Raw genomic sequence first — 12,145 nt, 5'->3', positions numbered from 1 at the left:
TCTCGTTTTGTGTAAAATTCATTTGGGATGACCTCCGTTATTTTGATTGGATTCTGTTGGCCAACAGTCCTTTCAAATTGTAACGTGAGGTCTTCTTTTTGACAAAGCTCATTTTTGACTACTACAGGAATGCTCCTCGAACTCTTCGGGAGTAAGAGGTCCCCTTTTGTTAAGAATTTCAGGCGGAACCTTGATCTTCCCCACGTCATGCATGAGGACACCCATACCCAATTCCAGCAGTTTAGTGTTGGGCCAGCCCATAGAAATAGCCATAATCAAAGCGATGATTGTGGTATTCAAGGAATGATGAAAAGTATAATCATCATAACCTTGTATATCTATAACATTTCCCAGCATATCCTTGCTATAGAGAAGATCGCTGATAATATCCTGAACGGCTTTTTGAATCTCATGCAGATTAACGACATGAGGTTGGGACTCATTGATGTTTTTGCTGAGGTTTTTGATTGAGTCATAAGCAATTTCCCTAGTTCTCGTTGATACTGCCGAATAAATCTCCACATCTTGAAAGTCATCATCGATGATGAACATAGTATCAAAACCTAAGCTGGATAATTTATCTATATAGCTACGAGTGAGCTTTACTCCTGCCTGCAATAAAACTCTACCGTTAGGGCTTACCAGTGGCCTAGCAAGCACTTCTCCATCATCCACATAAGCAATATTGACTAAACGCATACGACAACTCCTATTTGTTTTATGACATCATCTTCTGGTATCGTAAAGTAATCCAAAAAACTTTATAGTTTTTCGACTAAATCCCCCCATATCCTCTTCAATTTTCACCACAAAAAATATTTTCCCTTTAGTCCTATGACCTGCGTTATCTCTGCTTCCAACAATCATGCAAGGAAAATTAGAGACTGAGTCACATCTGATCCGAATATTTTATTGACAATCATGCTCGGTTTGCATATAATAATCATGTTACGCGGTCGTGGCGGAACTGGCAGACGCGCTAGGTTCAGGTCCTAGTGCTCGCAAGGGCATGGAGGTTCAAGTCCTCTCGACCGCACCATATTTTTATTTAGCTAGAAGTTGTAAAGGGTTAATATAAGCGGGTTTCAGCAATTTATAATCTGAGGGGCATGGATAATTTATTAAATAAGTACCCGTAAATCACCCGAAGTATCCGTAAGAATTCCGTCAGAATTCCGTCAAAGATAAATTATAGCGACCGTTATAAAGCGAAAAAGTTCGTTTTGTGACGGTTGTTTTGTTTATGTTTAAAGAATCTTCATTGAACATTTTAAAGAAAAAAATTCCGTCCTTAATTTTTGCTTTACAACCTAAGTAATTGTAAGCAATAAAACCTTCAAAGCAGTTTGATCTTGAAGGCTTTATTGCTTACAACTAGCTGTTTCTTCTTCCTTTATACTGTAATACCTTACGGCTTTATCAGCTAACACTTTGATTTCTTCAAATTTTTTGCTTGTAAGTTTTTGGCGTGACGTCAGCGGCGAGGGGTTACTATAATCTCCTATGATCAGCTGGTACTTATCAAAGTGCCGGCTAGTTTAGCGCTTACGTTTATACTGGCCGCATCGGAGCTTTCCAGTCTCTTCCCTGATCTGAATTCTGCCCATTTCTGAATTATAAAAAGAACCAATAGAATCAGACCCTTTTCCATATATCCATTCTATAAGATTCCCTTTCGAGACTGTATACATTTTAGATTGTATACAATGCCCTGAAAGTTGGTTATGCTCTGCTTCCAGACAAAGCTCATCAAACATGGAGACAATTCTGGGCTCGTCTTTGAGCATTTCAAATACTCCGATTTACTAAGAACAAAGAGACCTTAGCAAAATGATAGGTCTAAAATATCATTCTGGCAGGTCTCTTTGTCCATATATAAGTTGTAGGAGGACGGAAGCATGTTGATCTGCTACGCACGCATCTACCATAGCTTTTACTTCGCCATCATTTTGCATATCCATGTATTTAAAGATTGCCTTACCGCCTGCGGCGTTGATCATTTTAACAGGATAACTTCTCGGAAATTATAATCCGATCATTATGGGTATACCCTAGGCTGGTACTGTCCACAATCAGGGATCAAGTGTAATCATGGACTGAAGCAACTATAAGCTCATCGAAATATGTGAATTGTTTGCGCTATGTCCTTCAACATGCTGTTAAGCTGCCTTCTTGCCTCTATAAACCTCAGCCGGTGTATGACTTTAGATTCCATCTCACGGTGGACACCCTTGCCTTAAGCTAATGGTTGGTCGCTACATACCCCCATAACGGACTTTCACCGTCTAGTTAATCGCCATGCGTGGCGCACTAAAACACGAGGCTGTTAGCGAATCGCTTTCAGCCTCGTGTTTACCTTAACATCTCTAGGGCTTGGTTGAAATAAGTGAATCTAATAAATAGACTCTTCCTCAATCTAGGGAACCTTGAATAACATCTTCTTGAGCTTGAGTGATTGTCCCGGCTGTGACCAGACTATCTAAAGCCGTTTAACCATGGGTGGAATGAAGATAAATGGGGAGTGGAAGGTATACGACTATATACCTTTTCCAATGTGACTCTTAACCCTTCGTCTATGGTAAATATGACATGACGATGGTTAACCTGCAGAACGTCTTCGGCCATCATCCGGCTCCATTCTTCAGTCTCACCACTGGAACACGTCGTGCAGAATCTTCCCTTACAACGGTAAGGTACTCTAATCCATATGTCATGACAGCCCTCACAGACTAAAAGCTTGAATCCATTTTTGGGATTACCACAATTATGAAACTTCTCGATCTCTTTAACCACAATGGGTCTTATACGAGTTCCGTACTTCTTAACAAATCTATCCCAGTGCCTATGCTCATCGAAAAATATCTGTCTCAATATGTTTGTTTCCATAACTCCATCATACCAAATCCGCAAGTAAAGGGGAAACACCTAAAACTTATACTTTCTGATACGTCAAGAAAGGGCGGGTTACTTTGATAATCCGCCTATTTCATTTAGAAATATCCATTAAAAATAACGCTTGTTCAAAAGATTTGACAGAGCCACTTTATGATTCGCTTGGTTTCGTTTTACGATTTCTGTGTTAGCCCCAAATGCCTCCGCAGCATGATAACATCCCGGGTAGACATGAAGTTCTGCCTGTACTCCGGCTTGTTGAAGCGCCTGCACATAATTAATTGTCTCATCACGGAATAAATCTAATTGCCCGACAGATACAACCGCCGGAGGTAAACCCTTATAGTCTTTTAACAAACTCGGAGATGCATATGGCGATACATCATCAGGCGAAATTTCCCCCAAATACATCTTCCACGAATTTACAGCCATTTCATAATTGTATGGAAAATGCTTATCTGAGATTGCTAAGCATGACGGTGTATTACACCGACAGTCAAGCATAGGGCACAATAAAGACTGTGCCGCTATTTTAGGTCCGTTTTTGTCCCTTGCCATTATAGTCGTTGCAGCAGACAAACATCCTCCGGCACTTCCGCCGTCTATGATAATATTGTCAGCATCAACATCCAATTCTGTTGCGTTTTGAGCAAACCATATCAGAGTAGCATAACAATCGTTGACTGCTGCCGGGTATTTGTGTTCTGGAGCAAGCCTATACTCCGGTGAAATTACCGTACAATTCAACGTGCTTGCATACTCCACACAGTGGTACTCCTCACTTTCCGTGGAACCCATTACCAATCCCCCGCCATGTATATGCAGGATACCGGGCATTCCCGTCTTGTACTTAATTGGTTGGAAGATATATATAGTAACATCAGGATCGCCCGGCAATCCTGGAATACTGCGCCTTGATACCGTTACGTTTTCATTCTTAGGTAATAATGCTTGTATCTTCTTAAGTTGCTCTAATCTGGCGGCTCTTATCTTTTGGATATTCTCTTCTGAGTTTGAAGATTCCGGAAATAGTAAAAACGCTTCCTTTAATTCCGGGTGTATTTGATCGATTATCATATAACATCCCTCCTTGTAAGATAAAGATAGGGTTCAGGTTCTAAAACCAACCCGAGCGTTCTTTGAAAATCTAATCCTTATTGTTCAGATGGATCATTTGACATACTATCCAAAGAATGACCACTAAAAAATTCATAGTAGTCATTCTTCCTTCCGTGATGTTTGAAATGAAGCTATTTTGTTATCATTTACCCATAAATCCCCATTTGGAAACCTATAATAATTCTCAGGTTATATCTTCAAGCGATCTGCCTCCAGTCTTGGTTCCTAATAATAAAATCGATAAACCAGTCACAAACATTAATCCGGCAAATAAAGTGAATACCCCTGAAAATTTATATGCGGTAAAGACTAACGGTATTAAGGGTTGAAATACTGCCGTAAAAAAACGTGCTACGGCGTTGATTCCACCCGTTGCTGTATTGCGCATTCTAGTCGGGTATGATTCAGCTTGATAGGAATAAAGTGCATTACATAAACAGGTCATTAATCCCCCCTGGGCAAAGTAAACAATGCCGATTATTAGAATACTATTTGTTGTCAAATTTGCAAAAAGCAAGATGAATACTGCTGTCGAGAAAGCATAAATAATAAGCGGAATTTTTCGACCGCCTTTATCTGATGTTAAAGTATTTAACAAACCGCCAAATGGAGGAGCAAATATACCTATTGTAGTAATAGACAATGCTGCCGTAAGTGAAAATCCCTTGGCAGTTAATAAAGTCGGAGTCCAATTGCTCATTGACATCATTGCTATTGTTATACAAGTTAGCGCAATAAGAAGCATAACGGTTCTTTTAATGTACTGAAGCTTAAATAGCTCAATAATATTTTCCCAAACGGATTCTTTGGGAGCTATAGTTAGATCGCTTAAGTCAATCTTCTGCTTTGATATTTCTTCAACGATCTTCTCCGCTTCTGCTATTCTTCCTTTCGAAACCAACCAACGTGGGGATTCTTTCATTGTAAATATGCCTATAATAAACGGGATGATTCCTAAGGCACCAATATAGAAGAGAATACGCCAAGCGTCTGGGCTTAGTGGAATAACAAATCTGGATATAAGGCCAACAAGCGGAACGGAAAACAAACCGCACATTGCTACTAACCCTTGCCATTTACCTCTTACTTCTGCGGGAGCCATCTCTGAAATGTAGGTTATGCTGACAACCATCATCGCAAATACACCAAAACCCGTAAGTGCCCTGGCAATAATGAAAAAGTTGAGACTGGTACCTGGCAATGCATTCAAAAATGAGCCGAGTGAAAACAGTAAAACGCTGCCTAAAAATGTCTTTTTACGACCGATTTTATCTGAGACCAGACCGCCCAAAAGTGCGCCGAGCATCATTCCTATAAAATACCACGATGTTATTTGGGGAATAACGTCCATAGTTACGCCCCAGGATTTGATTAGTGCGGGAGCAACAAAACCAAAATTAGTATTATCAAATTGTTCAAAGAAAAAAGCACTCATTACAAATATGAATACTAACTTGTGGTCTCTAGTGAGTTGCATACCGTCAAAATAATTATTCTTTCTTTTTATATTATCCATTATTTACTTCCCCTTCAACGAATTATTGTATATAACCGTTTTCAGTAAAATGTGCAGTCTTACATAACACCATCTGTTTGTCAATAGTAGAGTGGAGATTTTTGACGAATGAGAAAATCTCCACTTTACCTTGCTCAGCCTGACCTGCTGCCTCGAGGACATAACCCTTCAGTGCTTTTATCTGGCTTACATGATTTCTGCATTCAGAGTATGGATAATCCTCCATTATTTCCGGAAACTCCTCGATGTTTGGAAAAAGGAAGCTTCCTTACAATTGAGGTGCGTCTAGGAGCTAGCCAGCCTTAATACTCTTCCTCCAAAATTTGATATACGGGAGCACCTTCGCATTGAGCAGGCATTCTGACACCACCGAGCACAGCCATTGTAGGTGTAACATCCACTTGCCGTATGACCCGATCCGTTTTATAGTTTTTCTTAACACCCGTCCCAGCTGCAATAAAAATTGGAGATACAGAAGTATCTGCGTGACCCCAGTATGTTGACATGGAATCACCATGCATACGGTTAACCCCTTCTTCGAGGAAATATATGATATCCCCACACTCTGGACCACTCATACCAATAACAGCAGCTTCCTTGTTTCTCATAGCGATAGAAACGACTCTTTCACCATGATAACGATAGTTGTATAAATCAGAGATGATTTTCTTCTCTAATTCATATCTTTCGGATGGATCTACTATCCCGTTTTCATTCCTCCCTTTCAAACTAAGATATATGTGGTTACCCCTTGGAGCTGTTGCTGTGGTTTTAGTCCAGTCTATTTCCCGTGTTTCCTTACCATTTTTATCACGTACCATTACGGTATAGCCTAATTCACGCAATATTTTTGTATTTACACCAAAGCCATCCCCTAAAGCTGGTTGGATATATTCTTTCTCTTTGCATAATAACCCATGGTCAGAGGTTATTATAACTGTCCATCCATCATCAAGGAGATGTAAGAAATCACCTAAATAGCGATCTGTATCCACATAAGCCATTTCCATTAAGCGTTCAAATTCATTTTCTAACTCCTGGTCTTGTCCATACTGATTAGCCTGTTCGTACCAAACATGCCCAAAGTTGTCCAAATTATGATAATGGCTAAACACCACCTCATAGCCATGCGTTTTTATCAAATGATTCATAGCTGCGGCTTGCCAATCTCCATAATAACGCCAGCTTTTAAGCATAACTTCTTGAATAAAATCTGCTCGTTTTCCAGGATTTAAAACTAGATCAATGCTTTTGACATAGCCAACATTTTCTACAACTTCTTTATATAATGATTTTGGACTAAAGAGAGTATCACATTCCATATCCATAGATCCCCCAACCCAAAGGTTGGCTTTGCTGCCATCTTCAGATATGTCATAGGCGATATAGCTACGAGTTCCGATTTTCTTTTCACCCTTAACTAAAACTTCATCGACAATATCAGCCTTATACTCTTTTTCATGTAAAACGACGATTGGTTCCAAATCCTTTTTTGATTTGTATACCGCTACACGATCATACTTGCCATCTGTGTTTTTAAGGATTAAACAGGGTCTGCGAACCTTTCCATCACAGGTATAATAAACAAATTCCTTTGCTCCTTCTGGCGCATTTGACCAACCTGTTGCTTCGGTTATTGGAACGCTATTAAAAAATGGCGGCTTCCCGTGAGCTTGACATTCGCCTTCATTTTCTTTCATCAATATTGGTCTTGCTTCCTTGCCCTGTATACTCGACATTGTATCTTCGGTTTCTTCTACTTCCATATCGGTCATGACACAACCGGCACCAGAATCACTCACTTCAATTTCAGTGTTTTGTTCCTTTTGGGTAGCAGCGTCAGCTTCTATAAATTGTTCCCAGTCAAACTGGCCAATGCCAAAATTAATGGAGGATGGTTGGGTTCCTTCAACAACATGCAATAATGGACTATCCGAAGTTGGAGGCCAAGACGTTCCTGGCCAATGCCATACTAGTGTTTTCTTACCGGCTTCTACGAATACATTCCACAAGTGTTCCGCTTTGCAATTACGAGAATCATTTGCATAAACAAATGTATCTATTTTAGTTGGATGTTGACTCCAAAAACATGTAATCCCATGTGTATTGGGATAAGCCCCTGTTGATAATGTGGTCCACATTGGTGGAGTTATGGTAGGCATACCTCCCAATAAGACTAGATCATCTCGAGAAGAACCTTTTTTCACATATTTAGCTAAATTAGGCATCACTCCTTTGTCTAAATATTTTTTCGTTAATCTTGGATCCATACCATCCACACCGAGAACAATAATTTTGTTTGTTAAAGCTTTTCTTTGCATACTTAACCTTGTCCTCACTTTCATTTAGTTATGGCAGTTAACACTCAGTTAACATATCCTTATTATATGGTCATAATCATTTCTTGCATATGACGATAAAGTTTCTGCTTGCCATATCAACTTATAGTTGATATGTTCTAATTAACTATTAAAATAACATCTATACTGGGGTGATTAAAATGCGATTTGAGGACTTAAATTATTTTATTGATCTTTCTGAGACCCACTCAATTCACCGTACTGCAGAACATTTTTTTATATCACCGCAAGGTATTAGCAAGTCTATGAAAAGCATAGAAAAAGAATTGGGCGTTATATTATTGAATCGTTCTAACACAGGGATAAGCTTAACTCCGGATGGAGAGTATTTCTTAGATATTGCGAAATCAATTACGGAGACCTATAAGAAAGCAATCGATCATTTTCTTTCAACAATTAAGTATTCCCCTGTTCTTAATGGAAAACTGGATATTATTTGTACGCCCAGAATCCTTGATACCTTTTTATATCGTATAATTAAGGATTATGAGAAATCTTATTCTCAGGTTAGCTTATCTTTAAAAACCCTTAACTCTTTAGAAGCTTTAGAAGAAGTCTCAAGTAATCAAGCAGATATTGGTATAATTTCTGTTGATGCTAAATACTATGAAGCCTCCTTTTCTCAACTGCTTAGTAAAAAAGGTCTTCAATTTAAGGTGTTATCTCTGGAAAAACTTTTTATATGTTCGAATAAAAATACTCCCTGGGCAAAAACAAGTGTGATAAGTGAAGATAAACTTTATAAAATTCCTAAGATCGTATTGAAATATAATTTCTTCACACCTGAGGATTTTAAAGCTTTTAAAAGCAATAACCTGATCTACGAAGTCAATTCTATGGATGCATGTAGAAAAATGACTGAAGACAAATTAGGAATTACTTTTATTACAAAAAGAGAGTTTGATCAATTTTTCTCAAAAGGTAAAAGTTTCATTTTATTAGAACAAGATAACCCAACGGATTATTATTTTGGTTATGTTATCCCAGAAAACGTTGAGATATCACCTCAACTTAATAAATTTATTGAGTCTCTTAAAAAATACTTTCAAATTATTCCTACCTGACAAGATATGAGTTTAAAACAGTTAAATGGGATAATTAAAATTAAATTCCGTGTTAATGCCATCCTAATTGTCTTAAATTCAGTAATAATTTATTAAAATTAGGTATGCCTCGCCTTATTACCAACAACTATGAAAACACCAATAACCGCGAAATTTTAAAATTTGTCTAGTTTCAAAACTCGTAATTCCGTACCAAATTATTTTAAAGACAATGGCAGTTCAGCCATCTGCCAAAAGTGGCTTAGCAAATCGTTAAAGCAAGTGTTAATTTCTCCATACCTTGCGACTTGTTAGTGTATTCGACGTGGTCTAAACTGCCCAACCATTATCTGTAGATGTTTAATCTAACTTCCTCTAGTATTTGATAGATAGGAGCACCTTCACATTGAGCAGGCATTCTGACACCTGTTAAGACTGCAACGGTTCGTGCAACATCAACTTCACGAATCACACGGTCGGTGGTAAAGCCCCGCTTAATACCCTTACCGGCAGCAATAAAAATTGGTGAAACCGAGGTGCCACGATAACCGGTCATTGTACTTGTAGCATCACCGTGTAAGCGGTTGAAACCTTGTTCGACAAAGTAAATAATGTCACCACACTCCGGTCCACTCATTCCAATAAGTGCTGCATCCCTGTTACGTAAGGCATGGGATATCACACGTTTTCCGGTTTCAGGAGCTCTATAGTTATAGAGTGCGCTTATGATTTAGGTTACCAGTTCATCCTTATCGGCGGGGTCAACACTACCGTTTGGATATCTGCCCTAAAGATTAATATAGATGTGATTCCCAAGAGGTACAACCGCCTTGGTCTTCTCCCAACATTGATCTCCTTAAGCGTCTTACCATTGTTGTCTTTCTTCATTACCGTATACCCCAACGTTCCATTTCATATGACTAAAGACAACCTCGTAACCTTCTTGTTTAATTAAATGATTTATGGCGTCGGCTTGCCATTGCATGTAGTTAGCCCAGCAGGGTATCATGGCCTTTTCTACCAGTTCCGGATCAACACCGACTGTACCGAATTGGGGAATTTGACCGACATTTCCAATGACATCCTGATAAAGATGCCGTGGATGCCAGACGTCTGCGATACCAATTTTTGGGGCGCCATTCATATAAACCCTAAAGTTGGAGCCTTCAGGTTCAATACTTAACAGCCTGTAGTTGCGTATTGCCGGGAAAAATTGCTCCCCAACCTGAACCTGGTCCAAAACGAGGGGAAACTCCCTTTTTTTAAGAGTTAATTCTATATTCAATTACGCAATAACATCGTCCTTTCCGTGCATTTGTTTTATCTGCATAAAGGTGCGCCGTCCGTAAACTTATAGAAACAAACACAAAATGCCAGAGATCAAACTCTGGCACTATTAATTAATAACCTAATAACATGTTTCCTCGGACTACTACTCCAGCCCAAGGGAACATCTCTTTTTTGCGTAAAAATATTAGATATAGTGTCGCCTTCACTGTCTTAACACTACATTTAGTGGGTGTGTTTTCTTTTTCAGGAGAATCACTGTCTCCACGTGAGAAGCCTGTCTAAACATATCAATAGTATATAGGGGGTCTTATCAAATACAATTACGCAAAAAATCAGTTACTTCCGCGTTAATGTATATTTGCGCGGAAAGGTATTACCCCCTTACAAAAAATTTCCCTCAGACCACGTCCAAGGGAACATAAAACACACTATTTAATTATCTCAAAACACCGAAATCCCTTGATACCAGGCTACCTCACGTTCTATCACGACGACCGTCTCAACGTGCTGCGTTCGCGGAAACATAAGAATCGAAATCTTTTTCAACAAATCAGAGCTATACCTTTTAACGATTCCTATACTTTTTAATGGAGGTAGCTTTCACTCTAAAAAGGGGTGCATCTTTCAACGATTAGGTACAAAAAACAAAAAAGCACCGTCAAAAACAGAAGTTATATTAACCCCCAAATGCGAAAAAGCCCAGTATTACTGGACTTTTATTTGTATAAATTGCTGAGTTCTTATTTAGTGAGGCGAGGGGGTCGTAACCCCTATAATACAAATACACAAAACCCCATCTTTTCCGCGTTAATGTTTGTTTCTGCGTATTTGTACGCCCCCCTAAACAAAAAATTATCCCGTAATATAAGTCCAAGGAAACATAATTCATCGATTTATTTCCCTGCCTTCCGAGAAAGTGAAATTTATTAACGATGCCTATACCTTTTGCGGTTAGATAAGTAACCACTTGGTAGATTATGTTTTCTATATCTAAAACTCTTATTTTACCTAGCTATTTCTTGTTCATATGTGGTCTTCCATCCGGAAGCATGGCTTGTTTTTACTGGGCGGCACCATCACTGCTGGAATAATGGCTCTTTTGAACTGTAATTTTCATGGTGGTGTATCAAAGCATCATAAGTTGGTAGATAGGCATTAAGTAAGTTCATTAATTGTGTTAGAATAATTATTTATGTAAATGAGGGTTTCCCCTCATTTTTTTCTTCTCAATTTTACCTCAAATCTAATACCCACCTTATACCCGTTTTTACTGGCGAGTCAGTTGGGTTATCCACCATGATCTCGGAGAAGATTGGATATACCTCTAAACCTTTCCCCACTGTCACTAGATGCCCTCTTACCAGTATAATTGCCTTTGTAGCAATATAGTTTGGGGCGACCCCAATGCAATCCAGTAAGACCATCTTACCGTCAGATAAATGTCCGACAATTGCAGTTTTTAGAGCATTATGATTTGTATTGCCTCCGACCTTTAATGTTATTTTACTTCTGATAGAATTATTCTCCATCACTAGTCCTCCTTCATCATCTTAATAATTTGGGTATGCTTGAAGTGTATTTAAAGATTTTTCATGATTTCAAGTATTTTTTATAAAAAAATTTTAATAATTGACTTGATTATCTAGAAAATCATTTATTACAGTAAAAATGTGGTTAACACATTTTTCAAGATAATGAAGGAGGTATGATATTTTCAAAATAACGAAGGAGTTTATTTCTATCCTATTTGTACTGTTGAAAATTACAGTATTCTTTTTGGGCTAAGCTATTAGCCTAGCACACAATATCGTTCTTATATCTAGGGCGGAGGAACGTGCGTGTATTTTTGTACTGCGATGTCATCGTAGTATTTTATCTGAACAGAAGGAGCCCTATTTTTTGTACTCTTTTTATATTTATTTGTC

At 38.5% G+C, this 12,145-nt stretch carries 10 protein-coding genes and 1 tRNA gene; 2 read left to right on the top strand and 9 right to left on the bottom strand.

All coding sequences use genetic code 11. From position 1 onward, the window contains the following. Window positions 1-108: 108 nt before the first annotated feature. A complete protein-coding gene (locus AAC978_RS13950) occupies window positions 109-699 on the bottom strand; it encodes an HD-GYP domain-containing protein (RefSeq protein ID WP_341548681.1) in 591 nt (196 codons plus the stop codon). A 253-nt stretch (window positions 700-952) separates the two neighbouring features. Between AAC978_RS13950 and AAC978_RS13945 the strand changes: the two genes are divergently transcribed. Next, window positions 953-1,039 (top strand) — tRNA-Leu (locus AAC978_RS13945). 808 nt (window positions 1,040-1,847) lie between these two features. Here the strand turns inward: AAC978_RS13945 and AAC978_RS13940 are convergent. The 5 genes from AAC978_RS13940 to AAC978_RS13920 all read right to left on the bottom strand — a co-directional run bounded on the left by AAC978_RS13940 (window position 1,848) and on the right by AAC978_RS13920 (window position 7,848). Beyond that, window positions 1,848-2,000 carry a hypothetical protein gene (locus tag AAC978_RS13940; protein ID WP_341548680.1) on the bottom strand — a complete coding sequence of 51 codons (153 nt, stop codon included), beginning with the start codon at window positions 1,998-2,000 and terminating at the stop codon, window positions 1,848-1,850. A gap of 475 nt (window positions 2,001-2,475) precedes the next feature. Then, window positions 2,476-2,871 carry a transposase zinc-binding domain-containing protein gene (locus tag AAC978_RS13935; RefSeq protein ID WP_341548679.1) on the bottom strand — a complete coding sequence of 132 codons (396 nt, stop codon included), beginning with the start codon at window positions 2,869-2,871 and terminating at the stop codon, window positions 2,476-2,478. A gap of 132 nt (window positions 2,872-3,003) precedes the next feature. Further along, the gene (locus tag AAC978_RS13930; protein ID WP_341548678.1) at window positions 3,004-3,969 is read right to left on the bottom strand and encodes an alpha/beta hydrolase; all 966 of its coding nucleotides are present in this window, start codon (window positions 3,967-3,969) and stop codon (window positions 3,004-3,006) included. Window positions 3,970-4,195: 226 nt separating this feature from the next. Further along, window positions 4,196-5,527, bottom strand: a complete 1,332-nt coding sequence (locus tag AAC978_RS13925; RefSeq protein WP_341548677.1) for an MFS transporter — start codon at window positions 5,525-5,527, stop codon at window positions 4,196-4,198. Between the two features lie 302 nt (window positions 5,528-5,829). Then, complete coding sequence (locus tag AAC978_RS13920; protein ID WP_341548676.1) at window positions 5,830-7,848, bottom strand: alkaline phosphatase family protein; 2,019 nt, start codon at window positions 7,846-7,848, stop codon at window positions 5,830-5,832. Between the two features lie 179 nt (window positions 7,849-8,027). On the opposite strand from AAC978_RS13920, the gene AAC978_RS13915 reads away from it, so the two are divergent. Continuing rightward, window positions 8,028-8,951, top strand: a complete 924-nt coding sequence (locus tag AAC978_RS13915; RefSeq protein WP_341548675.1) for a LysR family transcriptional regulator — start codon at window positions 8,028-8,030, stop codon at window positions 8,949-8,951. A gap of 325 nt (window positions 8,952-9,276) precedes the next feature. Here the strand turns inward: AAC978_RS13915 and AAC978_RS13910 are convergent, their stop codons facing one another. The 3 genes from AAC978_RS13910 to AAC978_RS13900 all read right to left on the bottom strand — a co-directional run bounded on the left by AAC978_RS13910 (window position 9,277) and on the right by AAC978_RS13900 (window position 11,749). After that, window positions 9,277-9,567, bottom strand: coding sequence for a hypothetical protein (locus AAC978_RS13910; RefSeq protein WP_341548674.1), 291 nt, complete (start codon window positions 9,565-9,567; stop codon window positions 9,277-9,279). Window positions 9,568-9,795: 228 nt separating this feature from the next. Beyond that, window positions 9,796-10,074, bottom strand: a complete 279-nt coding sequence (locus tag AAC978_RS13905) for a hypothetical protein (protein WP_341548673.1) — start codon at window positions 10,072-10,074, stop codon at window positions 9,796-9,798. A gap of 1,378 nt (window positions 10,075-11,452) precedes the next feature. Further along, entirely contained in the window at window positions 11,453-11,749 is a 297-nt protein-coding gene (locus tag AAC978_RS13900) for a stage V sporulation protein S (RefSeq protein ID WP_341548672.1), read from the bottom strand. Window positions 11,750-12,145: the final 396 nt, after the last annotated feature.

Source organism: Desulfitobacterium sp. THU1 (genome assembly GCF_038181555.1).
In the GTDB taxonomy this organism is placed as follows: domain Bacteria; phylum Bacillota; class Desulfitobacteriia; order Desulfitobacteriales; family Desulfitobacteriaceae; genus Desulfitobacterium.
The sequence above is the reverse complement of the archived record's forward strand: the minus strand, read 5'-3'. Positions and strand labels throughout refer to the sequence as shown.

Bases quoted from the DNA above. Each gene is read 5' to 3' on its own strand.
- AAC978_RS13950 (WP_341548681.1), bottom strand. From the start codon at position 699: ATGCGTTTAGTCAATATTGCTTATGTGGATGATGGAGAAGTGCTTGCT.
- AAC978_RS13940 (WP_341548680.1), bottom strand. From the start codon at position 2,000: ATGATCAACGCCGCAGGCGGTAAGGCAATCTTTAAATACATGGATATG.
- AAC978_RS13930 (WP_341548678.1), bottom strand. From the start codon at position 3,969: ATGATAATCGATCAAATACACCCGGAATTAAAGGAAGCGTTTTTACTA.
- AAC978_RS13925 (WP_341548677.1), bottom strand. From the start codon at position 5,527: ATGGATAATATAAAAAGAAAGAATAATTATTTTGACGGTATGCAACTC.
- AAC978_RS13920 (WP_341548676.1), bottom strand. From the start codon at position 7,848: ATGCAAAGAAAAGCTTTAACAAACAAAATTATTGTTCTCGGTGTGGAT.
- AAC978_RS13915 (WP_341548675.1), top strand. From the start codon at position 8,028: ATGCGATTTGAGGACTTAAATTATTTTATTGATCTTTCTGAGACCCAC.
- AAC978_RS13910 (WP_341548674.1), bottom strand. From the start codon at position 9,567: ATGAGTGGACCGGAGTGTGGTGACATTATTTACTTTGTCGAACAAGGT.
- AAC978_RS13905 (WP_341548673.1), bottom strand. From the start codon at position 10,074: ATGAATGGCGCCCCAAAAATTGGTATCGCAGACGTCTGGCATCCACGG.
- AAC978_RS13900 (WP_341548672.1), bottom strand. From the start codon at position 11,749: ATGGAGAATAATTCTATCAGAAGTAAAATAACATTAAAGGTCGGAGGC.